At 73.6% G+C, this 17,411-nt stretch carries 17 protein-coding genes; 8 read left to right on the top strand and 9 right to left on the bottom strand.

What is annotated here, in order from left to right; translation table 11 throughout:
• Positions 1–3 precede the first annotated feature (3 nt).
• From ABFY07_RS18980 to ABFY07_RS18965, 4 genes are all read left to right on the top strand, one after another.
• Positions 4–591: a 1,2-dihydroxy-3-keto-5-methylthiopentene dioxygenase gene (locus ABFY07_RS18980; protein WP_346175619.1), complete on the top strand. Its 588-nt coding sequence runs from the start codon at positions 4–6 to the stop codon at positions 589–591.
• Positions 588–1,316: an acireductone synthase gene (mtnC, locus tag ABFY07_RS18975; protein ID WP_346175618.1), complete on the top strand. Its 729-nt coding sequence runs from the start codon at positions 588–590 to the stop codon at positions 1,314–1,316. The genes ABFY07_RS18980 and mtnC overlap by 4 nt, the downstream gene beginning before the upstream one ends.
• 68 nt (positions 1,317–1,384) lie before the next feature.
• A complete protein-coding gene (mtnB, locus tag ABFY07_RS18970; protein WP_404778145.1) occupies positions 1,385–1,999 on the top strand; it encodes a methylthioribulose 1-phosphate dehydratase in 615 nt (204 codons plus the stop codon).
• A gap of 404 nt (positions 2,000–2,403) precedes the next feature.
• Positions 2,404–2,874 (top strand): hypothetical protein, encoded by a 471-nt coding sequence (locus ABFY07_RS18965; protein WP_346175617.1) that lies wholly within the window; start codon positions 2,404–2,406, stop codon positions 2,872–2,874.
• Between the two features lie 80 nt (positions 2,875–2,954).
• Here the strand turns inward: ABFY07_RS18965 and mtnA are convergent, their stop codons facing one another.
• Positions 2,955–3,986, bottom strand: coding sequence for an S-methyl-5-thioribose-1-phosphate isomerase (gene mtnA / locus ABFY07_RS18960; protein ID WP_346175616.1), 1,032 nt, complete (start codon positions 3,984–3,986; stop codon positions 2,955–2,957).
• 123 nt (positions 3,987–4,109) lie between these two features.
• Here mtnA and ABFY07_RS18955 point away from each other — a divergent pair, with 123 nt between their 5' ends.
• The 3 genes from ABFY07_RS18955 (at position 4,110) to ABFY07_RS18945 (ending at position 6,216) form a co-directional block, all read left to right on the top strand.
• On the top strand, positions 4,110–4,721 hold the full coding sequence (locus ABFY07_RS18955) for a sulfite oxidase-like oxidoreductase (protein WP_346175615.1): 612 nt from the start codon (positions 4,110–4,112) through the stop codon (positions 4,719–4,721).
• Positions 4,714–5,460 (top strand): ferredoxin reductase, encoded by a 747-nt coding sequence (locus ABFY07_RS18950; RefSeq protein ID WP_346175614.1) that lies wholly within the window; start codon positions 4,714–4,716, stop codon positions 5,458–5,460. Before ABFY07_RS18955 ends, ABFY07_RS18950 begins: the two co-directional genes overlap by 8 nt.
• Before the next feature lie 84 nt (positions 5,461–5,544).
• A complete protein-coding gene (locus ABFY07_RS18945) occupies positions 5,545–6,216 on the top strand; it encodes a FadR/GntR family transcriptional regulator (protein WP_346175613.1) in 672 nt (223 codons plus the stop codon).
• An 82-nt stretch (positions 6,217–6,298) separates the two neighbouring features.
• Here the strand turns inward: ABFY07_RS18945 and ABFY07_RS18940 are convergent, their stop codons facing one another.
• The 7 genes from ABFY07_RS18940 to ABFY07_RS18910 all read right to left on the bottom strand — a co-directional run bounded on the left by ABFY07_RS18940 (position 6,299) and on the right by ABFY07_RS18910 (position 14,223).
• Entirely contained in the window at positions 6,299–7,147 is an 849-nt protein-coding gene (locus tag ABFY07_RS18940; RefSeq protein WP_346175612.1) for an amidohydrolase family protein, read from the bottom strand.
• Between the two features lie 45 nt (positions 7,148–7,192).
• On the bottom strand, positions 7,193–8,194 hold the full coding sequence (locus ABFY07_RS18935; protein WP_346175611.1) for an aldo/keto reductase: 1,002 nt from the start codon (positions 8,192–8,194) through the stop codon (positions 7,193–7,195).
• A 23-nt stretch (positions 8,195–8,217) separates the two neighbouring features.
• Positions 8,218–9,213 carry an ABC transporter permease gene (locus tag ABFY07_RS18930; protein WP_065968342.1) on the bottom strand — a complete coding sequence of 332 codons (996 nt, stop codon included), beginning with the start codon at positions 9,211–9,213 and terminating at the stop codon, positions 8,218–8,220.
• Between the two features lie 47 nt (positions 9,214–9,260).
• Positions 9,261–10,937, bottom strand: a complete 1,677-nt coding sequence (locus ABFY07_RS18925; RefSeq protein WP_346175610.1) for a sugar ABC transporter ATP-binding protein — start codon at positions 10,935–10,937, stop codon at positions 9,261–9,263.
• Positions 10,938–10,939: 2 nt separating this feature from the next.
• Positions 10,940–11,974 (bottom strand): sugar ABC transporter substrate-binding protein, encoded by a 1,035-nt coding sequence (locus ABFY07_RS18920; RefSeq protein ID WP_346175609.1) that lies wholly within the window; start codon positions 11,972–11,974, stop codon positions 10,940–10,942.
• Between the two features lie 123 nt (positions 11,975–12,097).
• Positions 12,098–12,883 carry an SDR family NAD(P)-dependent oxidoreductase gene (locus ABFY07_RS18915; protein WP_346175608.1) on the bottom strand — a complete coding sequence of 262 codons (786 nt, stop codon included), beginning with the start codon at positions 12,881–12,883 and terminating at the stop codon, positions 12,098–12,100.
• Positions 12,880–14,223: an enolase C-terminal domain-like protein gene (locus tag ABFY07_RS18910; protein WP_346175658.1), complete on the bottom strand. Its 1,344-nt coding sequence runs from the start codon at positions 14,221–14,223 to the stop codon at positions 12,880–12,882. The genes ABFY07_RS18915 and ABFY07_RS18910 overlap by 4 nt, the downstream gene beginning before the upstream one ends.
• A 348-nt stretch (positions 14,224–14,571) precedes the next feature.
• On the opposite strand from ABFY07_RS18910, the gene ABFY07_RS18905 reads away from it, so the two are divergent.
• Positions 14,572–15,702, top strand: a complete 1,131-nt coding sequence (locus ABFY07_RS18905; protein WP_346175607.1) for a PAC2 family protein — start codon at positions 14,572–14,574, stop codon at positions 15,700–15,702.
• Positions 15,703–16,144: 442 nt separating this feature from the next.
• Here the strand turns inward: ABFY07_RS18905 and mshC are convergent, their stop codons facing one another.
• Positions 16,145–17,374, bottom strand: coding sequence for a cysteine--1-D-myo-inosityl 2-amino-2-deoxy-alpha-D-glucopyranoside ligase (gene mshC, locus ABFY07_RS18900; protein ID WP_346175606.1), 1,230 nt, complete (start codon positions 17,372–17,374; stop codon positions 16,145–16,147).
• Positions 17,375–17,411: the final 37 nt, after the last annotated feature.

Below are 17,411 nucleotides of genomic sequence, written 5' to 3'. Positions count from 1 at the left end.
TCGATGACCCTTCTGACCACCTGGCCGGAGTCCGGCCCCCAGACCGTCGTGCGCCGCACCGACGACCCCGCCGAGATCGCCGCAGCGCTCGCCCCGATCGGGGTGCGCTACGAGCGGTGGCCGGTCCGCGAGGACGTGCCGCGGGACGCCGGCGGCGACGCCGTCTTCGCCGCCTACCGGGCGGAGATCGACAAGCTGGTCGAGGAGGAGTCCTTCGCCACCGTCGACGTGGTCGCCCTGCACCCCACCGACGACCCCGGCTGGGCGGAGAAGGCCAAGGCGGCGCGCGAGAAGTTCCTCAGCGAGCACACCCACGACGATGACGACGAGGTGCGCTTCTTCGTCGCCGGCGCGGGCGTCTTCTACCTCCACGTGGGCGGCGAGGTGCACGCCGTGCTGTGCGAGGCGGGCGACCTCCTGGGGGTGCCGCGCGGCACCACCCACTGGTTCGACATGGGCGTGAGCCCGTCCTTCACCGCCATCCGCTTCTTCCACGAGGAGGACGGCTGGATCGGCAACTTCACCGGCAGCGACATCGCCCTGCGCTTCCCCGACTTCGACGCCCTGCGGGCGGGGCGGACCGCCGCGTGACCGCTGCCCTGACCTTCGACGGCCTCGACTCGGTGGTGCTGGACATCGAGGGCACCACGAGCGCCACCGGGTTCGTCGTCGACGTGCTCTACCCGTACTCCCGCGAGCGGTTCGGCGCGCTGCTGGCCGAGCGCGGCGCGGAGCCGGCGGTGCGGCGGGCCGCCGACCAGGTCCGCGAGGCGGCCGGCGAGCCGGCGGCCGACGCCGCCCGGATCGAGCGGATCCTGGGTGGCTGGCTGGACGAGGACCGCAAGGCCACCCCCCTGAAGACCCTTCAGGGCATCATCTGGTCCGAGGGGTTCGCGCGCGGCGACCTGGTCTCGCACTTCTACCCCGACACCATCCCGGCGCTGCGCCGCTGGCACGCGGCGGGGCTGCGGCTGCACATCTACTCCTCGGGGTCGGTGGCCGCGCAGCGGGCCTGGTTCGGCCACACGCCCGAGGGGGATCTGCTGCCCCTCGTCGAGGGGTTCTACGACACGGAGAACGCGGGCCCCAAGCAGTCTCCGGAGTCGTACGCCGCGATCACCGCGGCCATCGGCGCCGAGCCGGCCCGCACCCTCTTCCTCTCCGACCGCCCCGGCGAGCTGGACGCGGCCCGCGCGGCGGGCTGGCGCACCGTCGGCGTACGGCGCCCGGGCGAGCCGTACTTCGAGCAGGGGGTCGGCGACCACCCCGAGGCCGCGTGCCTCGACGAGCTCACCCTCACAAGGAGGACCCCGTGACCGAGACCGCCGACCGGGACCCGGACCTGACCCCGGACGCGGCGCGGGAGCTGACCCCGGCGCGGGACCTGGACGCGGAGCTGGAGCGGGCCGGGGCCGTGCTGGCCGCCGAGGCGGCGCGCTTCGCGTCGTTCGGCTGGATGCGCGGCACGTCCGGCAATCTGTCGGTGGTGCTCTCGCGCGACCCGCTGCGCCTGGCCGTCACCGCGAGCGGCCGGGACAAGGGCGAGCTCACGCCCTCCGACGTGGTCCTGGTCGACGCGGCGGGGGCGGCCGTGCCGCTCCCCGACGACCGGGAGCCGGGCCGGCCCTCGGCCGAGGCGGAGCTGCACGCCCGCGTGGCCCGGCTGACCGGCGCGGGCGCGGTGGTCCATGTGCACACCGTCGCCTCGGTGGCCCTCGGCCGCCGCCACCCGGCGGGGCTGGTCTTCAAGGACCTGGAGATGCTCAAGGGCGTGGGCCACCCCGCCGAGGACGAGGAGATCACCCTTCCGGTGATCGCCAACAGCCAGGACATGCGCGTCCTCGGCGACCGTCTGGAGGAGGCCCGCGACCCGCGGATGCCGGCCGTGGTGGTCGCCGGGCACGGGCTGTACGTCTGGGGGGCGGATCCGCGGCAGGCGCGCCACCACACGGAGGTCGTGGAGTGGCTGCTGGAGCTGGAGCTGGCCGGGGGCCGGTAGGTACGTGTGGTCCGTGCCGGGTGGCCGCCTCCCGGGCGGCCACCCGACCGGCTGTCCCCTCGGCGGGCTGTCCCCCGGGCGGGCTGTCCCCTTGCGAGCGGACGGCCAGGTGACTCGCCAGTAAAAAATCAACGAATCGCTCTTGCGTTCTTCGGTGGCGCGCGCATCAATAACAGCGCCCCTCCCGACAGGCTCCTTCTGACGGCCGGTCAGGGACGGTGGCGGTCTGCGCGAGGCCCGAGCCGCGACCCCGCGCGATCTCAACCCCCCGCACCGCGTACGCGAAACGCAGCGACGCGCCCTCGGGCGCGCCGGGATCCCGCCGCGCCTCGTGTGCGCCGCTCCAGGCACCGACGCAACTCCGCGGCTAGGCAGGCACCTCCCCCACACCGGAAGGCAGTCCCATGAGACGCATGAAACTCGGGATCGGCACGGCACTGGGAGCGGCGGGCATGGCCATGGGCGCGCTCGCGCTGGCGCCGACCGCCACGGCGGTCACGCCCACCACCGCGACCCTGACGGCCGAGTGCGGAACCTACGGCTCCGGCCTGGCCACGCTCACGGCCACGCAGAGCGGGACGTCCGCGACCATCACTCTGTCCTCGGGCGCCATCAAGGCGCCCATCGATGTTCCGGCGGGCTCGGTCAGCTCGACCCTGACGCTGTCGAAGAACGGCTCCGGAACCACGACCTTCACCGGCAACTCCAACCCGGCCATCAAGACCGGCGCCGACGTGTCCACCGGTCCGCTCAAGGGCACGGTGGCCGCCGGTGACAAGCTCGAGGCCAAGTCGCTGAAGCTGGTGATCTTCGGCCTCATCACGGTGAACTGCACCGCCACCTCACCCCAGTCCCCGGGGCCGTTCACCTTCTGATCGCGTACGGCGCGTCCAGGCACCATGTGATCGTCAGCGGACCGGCGTCCACCCGGCAGGGGGCGCCGGTCCGCTCGGCGTCAGGCCAGGCGCTCGCCCGGCAGCTGACCCGCCGCCACCTCCAGCACCCCGCGCTCGGTGACCAGGGCGGTGACCAGCCGTCCGGGCGTCACGTCGAAGGCCGGGTTGTGGCCGCGCGAGGCGGCCGGGGCGGTGCGCACCCCGCCCCACTCCAGGACCTCCCGCTCGTCGCGCAGCTCGATGTGGATGTCCGCGCCGCTGCCGGTGGCCAGGTCCACGGTGGTGGTCGGGGCCGCGACCAGGAACGGGATGCCCGCGTCGGCGCAGGCGAGCGCGACGCCGACGGTGCCGACCTTGTTGGCGGTGTCGCCGTTGGCCGCGACGCGGTCCGCGCCGACGATCGCCGCGTCCACCTCGCCGCGCAGGATCGTGCCCGCGGCCGCGCCGTCGGCCTGGACGTAGTGCGGGATGCCCTCGTGGGCCAGCTCCCAGGCGGTGAGCCGGGACCCCTGGAGCAGGGGGCGGGTCTCGTCGGCGTACACGACCTCCACCAGGCCGCGCGCGTGCAGCTCCCGGACGACGCCGAGGGCGGTGCCCCAGCCCGCGGTGGCCAGGGCGCCGGTGTTGCAGTGGGTCAGCAGGCGCAGCGGCCGGTCCGCGGCCACCCGCTTGACGAGCCAGTCGGCGCCGTACGCGCCCATGGCGCGGTTGGCCCGCTCGTCCTCGCGCTGCACGGCGTGCGCCTCGGTCAGCGCGGCCTCGCGCCCCCGGTCGAGCAGCGGCAGCACCCGGTCCACGCAGACGGCCAGGTTGACGGCGGTCGGGCGGGCCTCGCGTATGCGCGAGACGGCCGCGAGGAGGGCCGTACGGTCCCAGCCCTCGCGCTCGGCCTGGAGGGCGGCCAGCACCACGCCGTACGCCCCGGCGGCCCCGATGGCCGGGGCGCCGCGCACGACCAGCCGCTGGATGGCGTCCACCAGGGCGTCCACGGTCTCGACGCGGAGCCGGTCCAGGCGGCCGGGCAGGGCGGTCTGGTCGATCAGCCACAGGCCGTCTCCGGCCCACTCGACGGCACGCAGTTCCTGGCTCACGGGCGGCCCTCCTGACGGTACGGGGGTGCGGGCTGGGGGTGGCGCCACCGTACATGAGCTGCGCGAACCACACTGCGAGACGCCGGGGCGGCAGCCCGGGGACGGTGCTAACCTCCTGCCCCCATGACCATCACTCGCGGCTTCACCGGCCGGGCCCGCCCCGCCCGCCCCGACCGCAGGCTGCCTCCCGGGCAGTACGACGCGGGAGACGCCTTCCCCGTGCTCGCCGCCGAGGTGACGCCCCGGCCGGCCGCCGCCGACTGGACCTTCCGTATCGACGGCCTGGTGGCCCGCCCCCGCTCGTGGAGCCACGAGGAGATGCGGGAGCTGCCGCGCGCGGAGTACCACGGCGACATCCACTGTGTGACCGGCTGGTCGAAGTTCGGGGTGCGGTTCGCCGGGGTGAGCGTGGACGACCTCCTCACGCAGGCGGGGCCCGCTCCCGAGGCCACCCATGCGATCGCCTACTCGCACACCGGCTACACCACCGACCTGGCGCTGACGGATCTGACCGGCGGCCGGGCCTGGATCGCCTTCGAGTACGACGGTCGGCCGCTGGCGCCCGAGCACGGCGGCCCCGCGCGGCTGCTGGTGCCGCATCTGTACTTCTGGAAGAGCGCCAAGTGGATCGCGGGGCTGCACCTGCTGGACCACGACGAGCCGGGCTTCTGGGAGCGGAACGGCTACCACCGGCGCGGCAACCCGTGGCGGGAGGAGCGCTACGCCGGTGACTGACGCGCCCGGCTTCGTGCCCGACACGGCGTTCGCGGTCCCGGGGCGGCTCGTGCCCAGCAACCGGGCCGCCGCCCGCTGGCAGCCGGCCCGCATCGCCGCGATCCGGCGGGAGACCCCGCGCGCGGCCACCTTCCGGCTCGCGCTGCCCCACTGGACCCCGCATGTGCCGGGCCAGCACTACATGGTGCGGCTGACCGCGCCGGACGGCTACACGGCGCAGCGCCACTACTCGGTCGCCTCCCCGCCGGACGACGACGGCTTCATCGAGCTGACCGTGGGCCATGTGGCGGGCGGCGAGGTGTCCGGCCATCTGCACACCACCGCCCGCCCCGGCGACACGGTGGAGGTGCGCGGCCCGCTCGGGGGCTTCTTCGCCTGGCCCGGCGACCGGCCCGCGCTGCTGCTGGGCGCGGGCACGGGGGTGGTGCCGCTGATGGCGATGGTGCGCCACCACCGGCGCCGCCGACTCGCCGTGCCGCTGCGCCTGATCGTCAGCGCCCGTACCCGCGAGGACCTGCTCTACGCCGAGGAGTTCGGCCCGGAGACCACCGTGGTGCTGACCCGGACCGCGGGGCGGCTGTCGGCCGCACATCTGGCCCCGTATCTGCCGGGCGGCGGCGAGGAGGCGGACTGGGAGGCGTATGTGTGCGGCGGCAACGGCTTCGCCGAGCACGCCTCCCGGCTGCTGGTCGACGGCGGCCTGCCGGTGAACCGCATCCGGATCGAACGATTCGGGTGAACGGAGGGCGGAGGCGACGGCGGGCACTGCAAAAGGCGCCATAATGGGGGCAGACATCGGATGTCTGACCCGGGGAGGTCCATCATGGCGGTCACCGACGAGGCGATCGAAAAGATCAAGGGGATGATCGTCTCGGGGGCGCTGCGCCCGGGTGACCGGCTCCCGAAAGAGAGCGAACTCGCCGCCGAGCTGGGCCTGTCGCGCAACTCGCTGCGCGAGGCGGTCCGCGCACTGTCGCTGATCCGGATCCTGGACGTGCGGCAGGGCGACGGCACCTACGTCACGAGCCTGGACCCGCAGCTGCTGCTGGAGGCGCTGAGCTTCGTCGTGGACTTCCACCGGGACGACACGGTGCTGGAGTTCCTCGCGGTCCGGCGCATCCTGGAGCCCGCCGCGACGGCGCTGGCCTGCGCCCGGATCAGCGATGCCACGCTGGACGCGCTGGACTCGCAGCTGGACGCGCTCGGGCCGGAGCCGTCGGTGGAGGAGCTGGTCGACTGCGACCTGGACTTCCACCGGGGCATCGTGCAGGCATCGGGCAACTCGGTGCTGTGCTCGCTGCTTGACGGCCTGTCCGGGCCCACCACCCGGGCCCGGGTCTGGCGCGGGCTGACCCAGGAGGACGCGCTCGGCCGCACGCTGCGCGAGCACCGGGCGATCCTGGCCGCGCTGCGCGACCGGGACGCGGAGGCCGCGCGGTCCTGGGCGACGGTGCACATCGCGAGCGTGGAGCAGTGGCTGCGCTCGACGCTCTGAGGGGGCCCACGCCTTCAGGCCCCACACCTTCGGGCCCTACAGCCTTCAGGCTGTCCACCTTCAGGCCCTACGCCTTCAGGCGCTACACCTTCAGGCCGTACGCCCTGGCCGCCGTGCCCCCGAACACCGCCGCCCGCTCCGGCTCGGCGAGGTGGAGCGTGGCGGCCTCGGCCAGGGCGACCACCTGGTCGTAGGTCGCGGCCAGGGTGCACACCGGCCAGTCGGAGCCGAAGAGCACCCGGTCCGGGCCGAAGGTGTCCAGCACATGCCGGGCATAGGGCAGCACCTGCTCCGGGCGCCAGGCGTCCCAGGCGGCCTCGGTCACCAGACCGGAGAGCTTGCAGACCACGTTCGGCAGCTCCGCGAGCGCGGCCAGCTCCCGGTCCCAGGGGGCGCGGGCGCCGTCGGCGACGGGCGGTTTGGCGGCGTGGTCGAGGACGAAGCGTACGGCGGGCAGTTCGCGGACGGCGTCGATGGCGGCGGGCAGTTCGCGCGGGGTGACCAGCAGGTCGTAGGCGAGGTCGGCACCGGCCAGGTGGGTCAGCGCGCGGCGGACGTCGGGCCGGTCGAGCCAGCGCGGGTCCGGCTCGTCCTGCACCTGGTGGCGCAGGCCCACGAGGCGGTCGCCGCCGGACGCGGCGCGCAGGGCGGCGACCACCTCGGGCAGGGCGGGGTCGGTGAGGTCGGCCCAGCCCACGACGCCCGCGACGCGCTCCGAGGCGGCGGCGGTGGCGAGGAGTTCGAGGGTCTCCTGGTGGGAGGAGCTGGACTGGACCACGACGGTGGCGGCCACGCCATGCGCGTCGAGGTGCGGCTCCAGGTCCTCCACGGTGTACGTACGGCGGATCGGGTCGGCCCAGGGGCCGTCCATCCACGGCTGTTCGCGGCGGGCCAGGTCCCACAGGTGGTGGTGGGCGTCGATGCGCGGCACGGAAGGGCGCTCCTCAAAGATCGGTGGCGGGCGGGCGGCGGGGCGTCAGCGGGTGGTGGGCAGGGGGAGGTCCTCGTCGAGCAGGCCGCGGTCCACCAGGGTCCGCCACAGCTCGTCCGGGATGTCGTACCCGAACATCTCGGCGTTGTCGCGCACCTCCTCGGGCGAGACGCAGCCGACGACCGCCGCGGCCACGGCCGGGTGGCCGAAGGGGAAGCGCAGGGCCGCCGCCCGCAGCGGCACCCCGAACTCGCCGCAGACCGCGGCCAGCCGCCGGGCGCGTTCCAGCACGTCGGCGGGCGCCCGCTCGTAGTTGTAGCGCGCGTCGGGGCGGGGGTCGGCGAGCAGACCGGAGTTGTAGACGCCGCCGACCACCACGGAGGTGCCGCGCCGCTCGCACACCGGCAGCAGGTCGTCGTAGGCGGTGCGCTCCAGGAGGGTCCAGCGGCCGGCGCACAGCACCACGTCGACGTCGAGGTCGGCGACGAACCGGGCGAGCACATCGCTGTGGTTCATGCCGAAGCCGATGGCGCGGACGAGTTTCCGGTCGCGCAGCTCGGCCAGAGCTGGGAAGGCGGTCTCGTAGACCTCGGGGATGTGGTTTTCCACATCGTGGAGGTAGACGATGTCCACGCTGTCCAGGCCGAGGCGGTCCAGGGAGGATTCGAGGGTGGCGCGGATCCCGTCCCGGGTCAGCGTCCACTCGCGGACCCGGTCCGGGGTCTCCACGAACCCCTGGGGGTCGGCCGGCTCCCCGGGCCTGCGGGGCCGCAGGGCGCGCCCCACCTTCGTGGAGAGGGTGTACGAGGCGCGGTCGCGACCCGTCAGCGCGTGCCCGAGGCGCTCCTCCGACAGGCCGACGCCGTAGTGCGGGGCGGTGTCCAGGTAGGTGCACCCGGCGTCGAAGGCGGCCTGGACGGTGGCCAGGGCGCGTTCCTCGGGCACGGGGGCGTACAGATTGCCCAGCGGCGCGCAGCCCAGCCCGAGCGCCGGTACGTACACGCCCGTGCGCCCGAGTTCACGCGGCCCCGTGGGTGGCTGCGCCATGGGTCCCTCACCTCTTTCGTCAGTCAGTCCTGCTTCTCGCCGCTGGCGTAGCGGGAGATGATGAGCGCGACGATGATGATCGAGCCGTTGATGAACTGGTTCCACAGCGGCGGGACGCCGCCGAGCGTCATCACGTTGACCACCAACTGCAGCGTAAGCACGCCCGTGAGCGCGCCGAAGAGCGTGCCGCGGCCGCCCTTGAGGCTGATGCCGCCGATGACCGCGGCGGCGAACACCTGGAAGATCCAGCCGTTGCCCTGGGAGGCGGCCACCGAGCCGTAGTGGCCGGTGTAGAGGATGCCGGCGAAGGCGGCGAGCAGCCCGCCGACGGACAGCACGATCCAGGTGATCCGGTCGACCCGGACCCCGGCCGCGCGCGCGGCCTCCGGGTTGCCGCCGATGGCGTACAGCGCGCGTCCGTGCCGCAGGTAGGCCAGGGCCAGGCCGCCGGCCGCGTACAGCCCCAGGCAGATCCACACGGCGGCCGGGGCGCCCATCCAGTCGGCCTTCCCCAGGTAGCGGAAGGACTCGGGGACGTTGATGATCGACTGGCCCTCGGCGACGCCGACCTGGAGGCCGCGCAGCATGGTGAGCATGCCGAGGGTGGCGATGAACCCGTTGACGCGCAGTTTGAGGATGAGGAAGCCGTTGGCCGCGCCGATCGCGGCGCCGACGGCCAGGCACAGCGGGATCGCGGTCCAGGTGGGCAGCAGGCCCAGGCCCTCGAACCGGGCGCCGTGGGCGGGCAGCACCAGCCACATGGCGATCACGGGGGCGACGGCGATGGTCGACTCCAGGGACAGGTCCATCCGCCCGCAGATCAGGATCAGCGCCTCGCCCAGCACCAGCAGCCCCAGCTCGGTGGACTGCTGGACGACGCCGATCAGGTTGTCCTGGGTGAGGAAGGCGGGCGAGACGATGAAGCCGATCACGCCCAGGACGAAGATCACCGGGACCAGTGACAGATCCCGCCAGCGGGCGAAGTCGATCCTCGGCCGCGCCGGTCCCGCCGCCGCCATCTCGCCGGCCGCCACCACGTCGCCGGGGCGCTGCCGTGCGGTATCGGTCATGACTGGCTTCCCTCTCTCCCCTGATCGCCGTTCTTGCCTCTCTTGCCGCTCTTGCCGCTCTTGCCGGTCGCTCCCGCTTCCGCTCCCCTCGCCGGCGCGCCGTGCTCCGCTGTGGCCATCCCTTCCATCGCGGCGACCAGTGCGCGGTCGCTCCAGTCGTCGCCGAACTCGGCGACCACCCGCCCGTGGAAGAAGGCCAGGACCCGGTCGCACACCCGCAGGTCGTCCAGCTCGTCGGAGACGATCAGGGCGCCGCTGCCGGCCGCCGCCACCTCGCACACCACGCCCAACAGCGCCTCCTTGGACTTCACGTCCACCCCGGCGGTCGGGCGGATGGCCACCAGCACGCTCGGTTCGCGGGCCAGCGCCCGCGCGATGACGACCTTCTGCTGGTTGCCGCCGGAGAGGCCGGAGACGGGCTGTGCGGGGCCGGAGGTCTTGATGTCGAGGGAGGCGATCATGCGGCTCGCGAACGCGCGGGTCCGGGAGGGCAGCACCGTTCCGAAGGGGCCGAGCTGGTCGGTCACGGTCAGCGTGGCGTTCTCGGCGACGCTGCGGCCCAGGACCAGGCCCTGGCGGTGCCGGTCCTCGGGCACGTATCCGATGCCCGCGTCCAGGGCGTGCGGCACGCTTCCGGGGCGTACGGCGCGGCCGTGCACCGCCACCCGCCCGCCGTCCGGCTTGCGCAGCCCCACCAGGGTCTCGCCGACAGCGGTGTTGCCGCTGGCCGTGGCCCCGGCCAGGCCCACCACCTCCCCCGGCCGCACCACCAGGTCCAGCGGGTCGAACTCGCCCTCCAGGGCGAGCCCTTCGGTGCGCAGCACCGGCTCCGCGCCCGGGCCGGTCTGCCGACGCGGGACGGCCTCCTGGCGAGGGGCGGACTCCTGGCGGGGTACGGGGGCGCGCACCGCGCCGCGCGCCCGCTTCGGCGGCCCGGCTTCGGCGTCCCCCGTCATCGCCGCGACCAGTTCGTCCTTGGGCAGCTCGGCGACCGGGGCGGTCACCACGTGCCGGGCGTCGCGGAAGACGGTGACGGTGTCGCAGAGCTCGTAGACCTCCCGCAGGTGGTGCGAGATGAACAGGAAGGCGACGCCCTGCCGGCGCAGCTCGCGCAGCTTGGCGAAGAGCCGTTCGATGCCGCCCGCGTCGAGCTGCGCGGTGGGCTCGTCGAGGATGATCAGGCGGGCGCCGAAGGACAGCGCCCTGGCGATCTCGACGAACTGCCCCTGCTCGACGGTGAGGTTCTTGGCGCGGGTGCGGGGATCGACGTCCACCCCGTACTCGGCCAGCAGGGCGCGGGCGTCCTCGCGCAGCGCGCGCCAGCGGATCCGCCCGGTGCCCTGGAAGCGGCCCAGATAGAGGTTCTCGGCGACGGTCAGGTCGGGCACCACCATGGATTTCTGGTAGACGCAGGCCACCTTGCGCTGCCACGCGGCGGTGTCGCCGTAGCCGGGCGCGGGCTCGTCGGAGAAGGTGACGGTGCCCTCGTCCGGGCGCTCCATGCCGGTCAGCACGGACACCAGCGTGGACTTGCCCGCGCCGTTGCGCCCGACCAGCGCGTGGGCCTCCCCCGGCCGTACGGCCAGGTGCGCGCGGTCCAGGGCCACGGTGGGCCCGAACCGTTTGACGACTCCCTCCGCCCGCACGGCGGTGGGCCGGTCCGCTGCGGCCATGGCTACTTCTTCTCGAGCTGGTTGGCCCACAGGGTCTTGTCGTCGACGTTCTCCTTGGTGACCAGGGGTGCGGGAAGCTGGTCCTCCAGACCGTTCTTGATCTTGACGATCTCGGAGCCGTGGCCGGTCTTGCCGGGCTTGAACTTCTTGCCGTCCAAGGCGGCCTTGGCGTACTCCAGCGCGTACTTGGCGTAGAGGTCGGCGGGCTGGGAGAGGGTGGCGTCGATCTTCCCGGAGCGGATGGCGTCCAGTTCCTCCGGGATGCCGTCGTTGGAGATGATCGTGATGTGCCCGTTGGACCCGGCGGGCTTGAGCCGCTTCTTCTGCTCCAGCAGCGCGAGCGTGGGCTGCAGGAAGGCGCCGCCCGCCTGCATGTAGATGCCGTCGACGTCCTTGTGCTGGGCCAGCAGGCTCTGCAGCTTGGCGGAGGCGACGTCGCCCTTCCAGTCGGTGGGCAGCTCGTGCACCGTGATGCCCGGGAACTTCTCCTTCATGCAGGAGGCGAAGGCCTCGGACCGGTCGCGGCCGTTGATGGAGCTGAGGTCGCCCTGCAGCTCGGCGACCCGGCCCTTGCCGCCCAGCTGCTTGCCCAGATATTCGCAGGCCTTGGTGCCGTAGGCGCGGTTGTCGGCCCGTACGACCATGTAGACCTCGCCGGCGTCGGGGCGGGTGTCCACGCTGACGACGGGGATCTTCTTCTCCTTGAGCTGGTCCAGGGTGGAGGAGATCGCCCCGGTGTCCTGGGGGGCCATGACGATGGCCTTGGCGCCCTGGTCGGTGAGGGCCTGGACGTTGGCGACGAGCTTGGCGATGTCGTTCTGCGAGTTGGACAGCGGCAGCGCGTCGACGGTGCCGTCGTCGATGCCCTTCTCGAGGTACTGCTGGTAGGAGTTCCAGAAGTCCGTGTCGGTGCGCGGCATGTCGATGCCGACCTTGCCGCCGCCCGCGCCGTTGCTCTCGCGGTTGCAGCCCGCGAGTGCGGCGGCGGCGAGCAGCACGGCACAGGCGACGGTGCCGGTCGTGCGAATTCTCGTCATCGTCCCGTCCTTGGTGGAATGGTGCGGCTCTGTGCTCCTGGGCTGGGGGCTGTGCGTGCGGGGTTCAGGGGGCAGGGGGCGGGGGTCGCGGGGCAGGGTTCGTACGGCCGTTCAAGTGGCCGTTCAGGTGGCGGGGCGCAGGCGCAGGCCCTGCATCCCTCCGTCGACGGCCAGCGCGGTGCCGGTGACGGCCGCGGCGGCCGGGCCGGCCAGATACGCGACGGCCGCGGCCACCTCGTCGGCGGACACCAGCCGTCCGGTCGGCTGACGGGCCTCCAGGGCGGCGCGCTCGGCGGCCGGGTCGGCGGCCCGGCCGAGCAGCCGGCCGACCCAGGGGGTGTCGACGGTGCCGGGGTTGACGCAGTTGACGCGGATGCCGTCGCGCACGTGGTCGGCGGCCATGGCGAGGGTCAGCGCGAGCACCGCGCCCTTGCTGGCGCTGTAGGCGGCGCGTTGCGGCAGCCCCGCGGTGGCGGCGATGGAGCAGGTGTGGGTGATGGAGACGGCGCCGGGCCGCTCGGCGGCGGCGGCGCGCAGATGGGGCAGCGCGGCGCGGGCGGTGCGCACCAGGCCCAGGACGTTGACGTCGAGCACCCGCCGCCACTCCTCGTCGGAGTTGTCCTCGACGGTGCCGATGGCGCCGATCCCGGCGTTGCCGACCACGGTGTGCAGCGCACCGAACTCGGCGACCACCTCGGCGACCCCGTTCCGTATGGCCTCGTCGGAGGTGACGTCGGCCTTCACCAGGAGGGTGCCGGCGGGGGCGCCGGCCGGATCGCGGTCGAGCACCGCGACCCGCGCGCCGCGGTCGCGCAGCAGGGCGGCGATCGCGGCGCCGATGCCGGAGGCGCCGCCGGTGACGAGCGCGGCCAGTCCGTCGAAGTCGCCGGTGGGTTGGGCCTGGTTCACGGGGTTCCCTCCTGTCGTGCGGCGGTCCGGGCCTGCCACTGGGGCCCGTCGGGGTAGCGGTAGGCGGCGATGGATCCGGGGTGCATGCGGGCCGAGGAGCCGGGCAGGGCCGGGGCGCGGTAGCGGCCGCCCTCGACGACGGCCGGGTCGTCGAAGTGCTCGTGGAGGTGGTCGACGTACTCGATGACCCGGTCCTCCCAGCTCCCGGAGACCGCGACGAAGTCGAACATGGCCAGGTGCTGGACCAGTTCGCACAGTCCCACGCCGCCGGCGTGCGGGCAGACCGGCACCCCGAACTTGGCGGCGAGCAGCAGGATCGCCAGGTTCTCGTTGACGCCGGCCACCCGGGCCGCGTCGATCTGTACGAAGTCGACGGCGCCGGCCTGGAGCAGCTGCTTGAAGACGACGCGGTTGGCGACGTGCTCGCCGGTGGCGACCTTGACGGGCTGCCCGCTGCGGATGGCGGCGTGGCCGAGGACGTCGTCGGGGCTGGTGGGCTCCTCGATCCAGTGCGGCTCGTACGGCGCCAGGGCGCGGGTCCAGCGCAGCGCCTCGGCCACGTCCCAGCGCTGGTTGGCGTCCACCGCGATCCGCACCTCGGGGCCCACCGCCTCGCGCGCCAGGCGCAGCCGCCGCAGGTCCTCGTCGAGGTCGGCGCCGACCTTGAGCTTGATCTGCCGGAAGCCGTCGGCGACGGCCTCCTGGGCGAGCTTGACCATCTTCTCGTCGGAGTAGCCGAGCCAGCCGGGGGAGGTGGTGTAGGCCGGGTAGCCCCGCTCGACCAGCAGCGCGGCGCGTTCGGCGCGGCCGGGCTCGGCGGCGCGCAGGATCTCGAGCGCCTCGTCGGGGGTGAGGGCGTCGGTGAGGTAGCGGAAGTCGACCAGCTCGACGAGGTCTTCGGGCGGCATGTCGGCGAGAAACCGCCACAGCGGCTTGCCCGCCTGCCGGGCGGCGAGGTCCCAGGCGGCGTTCACCACCGCGCCGGCCGCCATATGCATGACCCCCTTCTCGGGCCCGAGCCAGCGCAGCTGCGAATCGTGCGTCAGCTCCCGGTAGAGGGCGCCGAGATCGGCGGCGGTCAGCGGGGCGGCGCGGCCCACGAGATGGGGGCGCAGGGAGCGGATCGCGGCCGCGGTGACATCGTTGCCACGGCCGATCGTGAAGACGAACCCGTGGCCCTCGGCCGGGCCGCCGCCGGTCTCCTCGGTCCCGTCGGTGCGCAGCACGACGTACGCCGCCGAGTAGTCGGGGTCGGGGTTCATGGCGTCCGAGCCGTCGAGCTCTTCCGAGGTGGGAAACCGGACGTCGTGGACCTCGATCTCGGTGACGGTCGGGCGCAATCTCAACGGGACTCCCTGTGCAGCGCGATAGAACATCGGACCTTTCGCGGTGATCCGATGTATAGCGCCGTCAGAGCCGCCTCGTCTAGGGGCGTGCGCGAACTTTCCCGGGAGCTTCGGAGCACAGGTCGGATGAATCAGCAGGTCCCTTGTCGGCTGCTCGCCGTACGGGCTTCCTTGATCATTTCTCCGTCCGCTCCCCTCCCCGCTCCTGCCCCTCCGCGGGCCCACCCTCACATGGGGGCTGCGGCCCGGGGGCCGGGAAGCCGTAGGCTTGGGACGCACGCGAATGGAACTGCAGCTGGTGGCGGTACGGACCCGTCCGCCCCGGTCGGAAGGAGGCGCTGGGTGATCGAGCTTGAGGGGGTTCCCGAGCTGATCGACCCGGTCATGATCTGTGCCTTCGAGGGCTGGAACGACGCCGGAGACGCCGCCTCCACCGCGGTCGGGCACCTGGATCGGGAATGGAAGGGCGAGGTCTTCGCCGCCCTCGACGCCGAGGACTACTACGACTTCCAGGTCAACCGGCCGACCGTGGCGCTGGAGGGCGGAATCCGCAAGGTCACCTGGCCGACCACCCGGCTCTCGGTGGTCCGCGCGAGCGGCGGCGACAAGCCCCGCGACCTGGTGCTGGTGCGCGGCATCGAACCGAGCATGCGCTGGCGGTCGTTCTGCAACGAGATCCTCGGGTACGCCCACGAGCTGGGCGTCGAGATGGTCGTCGTCCTCGGCGCACTGCTCGGCGACACCCCGCACACCCGGCCGGTGCCGGTCAGCGGCGTCACCTCCGACCCGGACCTGGCCCGCACCCTCGATCTGGAGGAGTCGCGGTACGAGGGGCCGACGGGCATCGTCGGGATCCTCCAGGAGGCGTGCACCCACGCGGGCGTCCCGGCGGTGAGCCTGTGGGCGGCCGTGCCGCACTACGTCTCGCAGCCCCCGAATCCCAAGGCGACCCTGGCCCTGCTCAACCGCCTCGAGGACCTGATCGGCGTGCGTATCCCGCTCGGCGAGCTGACGGAGGACGCGCGCGCCTGGCAGCTCGGGGTGGACCAACTCGCCGCGGAGGACAGCGAGGTCGCGGAGTACGTCCAGTCCCTGGAGGAGGCGCGCGACACGGCCGAGCTGCCGGAGGCGTCGGGCGAGGCGATCGCCCGCGAGTTCGAGCGCTATCTGCGGCGCCGGGACGGCCAGCCGGGCCCGGGCGGACACGCCACGGACGGGGGCGGGCTCGGGGACGGCCGGGACGCGGGCGCGGGCGGCCCCGGCTCGTATCTGCGCGACTCCTCGGCCTCCGGATCCGGCGGCTCGACGGGGGCGACGGGCTCGACACGTCCGCGGAGACCTTCGGCGCGGGACGAGGCCGACGCCGGGTCGGACACCGGCTCGGACACCGGCTCGGACGCCGGCTCCGGATCCGTTGACGGGCCGGGCGACGGCGGCGAGGGCGGCCGTGAGCGCCCCGACGAGCAGGAGTAGGCGGACCGGGAGCAGGCGGCCCCGGAGCGGGTGGGGCCAGGATCAGGCGGGACCGGGCGGCGCGCCTCGCGCCCTCCCGGTCCCGCGCGGTGTTCCGCAAACGCGGCGGTGTGTCCGAACGCGGCGGTATGTCCGAACGCGCGGTGTTCCCCGAAGGCGAGCGGGCCGGGCCCGGGGGCGAGACCCCGGGCCCGGTCGGCAGTCGGCGGCCTGCGGGCGGCAGTCGGCGGCCGGCGGTCGGCGGGGGCCGCCGCTAGGGTCTTTCGTTTGGATCAGGCCGGATCAGGGAGCGGGGTCTGGTGCAGGGGGCACCTCCCAGCGGTAGCTGGGGGAGGATCGCAAGGCGGAGGAGGGCGCCATGGCGGAGCCATGGCAACCGACGACAACGCCGCGAGGCGCGGTGCCAGACCCCGCGAGCCCGGCATGATCCAAACGAGAGGCCCTACAGCGCGACGCCCAGCAGCGCGTCCACCGCGCGGGACACCAGGCCCGGAGCCCCCTCGTCCGTGCCGCCCTCCGACGCCTGCGCCGCCGCCCAGCGGTCGACCGCGGCGAGCGCGGCCGGGGCGTCGAGGTCGTTCGCCAGGGCGGTGCGGATCTCGTCCAGGAGCCCGTCGGCCGGCGGGCCGGCGGGGCGGGAGACGGCGGCGCGCCAGCGGGCCAGGCGCTCCTCGGCCTCGCGGAGCACGCCGTCGGTCCACTCCCAGTCCGCGCGGTAGTGGTGGGAGAGCAGCGCGAGCCGGATGGCCGCCGGGTCCACGCCGTCGCGGCGCAGCGCGGAGACGAAGACCAGATTGCCCTTGGACTTGGACATCTTCTCGCCGTCCAGGGCCACCATGCCCGCGTGCACGTACGCCTTCGCGAACGGCCGCTGACCGGTGAGGACCTGGGCGTGGGAGGCGCCCATCTCGTGGTGCGGGAAGGCGAGATCGGAGCCGCCGCCCTGCACGTCGAAGCCCATGCCGAGGTGATCGAGCGCGATGGCCACGCACTCGATGTGCCAGCCGGGGCGGCCGGGCCCCAGGGAGCCGCCGTCCCAACTCGGCTCGCCCGGGCGGGCGGCCATCCACAGCATGGGGTCCAGCGGGTTCTTCTTGCCGGGTCGGTCCGGATCGCCGCCGCGCTCGGCCGACAGCAGCCGCATGGCCTCGGCGTCGAGCCCGGAGACGCCGCCGAAGGAGGCGTCCGACTCGACGGAGAAGTAGATGTCGCCTTCGAGTTCATAGGCGGCGCCCGCGTCGCGCAGCCGCTCCACGAGCGGCACGATGCCGGGGATCGCCTCCACGGCGCCGATGTAGTGGCGCGGCGGCAGCATCCGCAGCGCCGTCATGTCCTCGCGGAACAGGGAGGTCTCACGCTCTGCGAGGGCCGTCCAGTCGAGGCCCTTCGCCACGGCGCGCTCAAGCAGGGGGTCGTCGACGTCGGTGACGTTCTGGACGTAGTGAACCTGCCGCTTGGTGTCGAGCCACACGCGTTGTACGAGGTCGAACGCGTTGTAGGTCGCCGCATGTCCCATGTGGGTCGCGTCGTACGGGGTGATCCCGCAGACGTAGATGCGGGCGACGGGGCCGGGGTCGAGGGTGATCGATCCCCCGGTCGCGGTGTCGTGGATCCTCAGGTCGCGGCCTCTGCCAGGCAGGGCGGGCACCTCGGAAGCGGGCCAGGCATACATGTGTCGAGCGTAACCGGACGCCCCTTCCGGATACGAA

Source organism: Streptomyces sparsogenes subsp. cuspidosporus (assembly GCF_039532705.1).
Classification (GTDB): Bacteria; Actinomycetota; Actinomycetes; order Streptomycetales; family Streptomycetaceae; genus Streptomyces; species Streptomyces sparsogenes.
Note: the sequence above shows the minus strand (reverse complement) of the source record. Positions and strands in the feature narration are given on the sequence as shown.

Excerpts from the sequence above, each read along its gene's own strand:
- ABFY07_RS18980 (WP_346175619.1), top strand. The coding sequence starts at position 4 with ATGACCCTTCTGACCACCTGGCCGGAGTCCGGCCCCCAGACCGTCGTG.
- ABFY07_RS18965 (WP_346175617.1), top strand. The coding sequence starts at position 2,404 with ATGAGACGCATGAAACTCGGGATCGGCACGGCACTGGGAGCGGCGGGC.
- ABFY07_RS18955 (WP_346175615.1), top strand. The coding sequence starts at position 4,110 with ATGACCATCACTCGCGGCTTCACCGGCCGGGCCCGCCCCGCCCGCCCC.
- ABFY07_RS18945 (WP_346175613.1), top strand. The coding sequence starts at position 5,545 with ATGGCGGTCACCGACGAGGCGATCGAAAAGATCAAGGGGATGATCGTC.
- ABFY07_RS18935 (WP_346175611.1), bottom strand. The coding sequence starts at position 8,194 with ATGGCGCAGCCACCCACGGGGCCGCGTGAACTCGGGCGCACGGGCGTG.
- ABFY07_RS18930 (WP_065968342.1), bottom strand. The coding sequence starts at position 9,213 with ATGGCGGCGGCGGGACCGGCGCGGCCGAGGATCGACTTCGCCCGCTGG.
- ABFY07_RS18925 (WP_346175610.1), bottom strand. The coding sequence starts at position 10,937 with ATGGCCGCAGCGGACCGGCCCACCGCCGTGCGGGCGGAGGGAGTCGTC.
- ABFY07_RS18920 (WP_346175609.1), bottom strand. The coding sequence starts at position 11,974 with ATGACGAGAATTCGCACGACCGGCACCGTCGCCTGTGCCGTGCTGCTC.
- mshC (WP_346175606.1), bottom strand. The coding sequence starts at position 17,374 with ATGTATGCCTGGCCCGCTTCCGAGGTGCCCGCCCTGCCTGGCAGAGGC.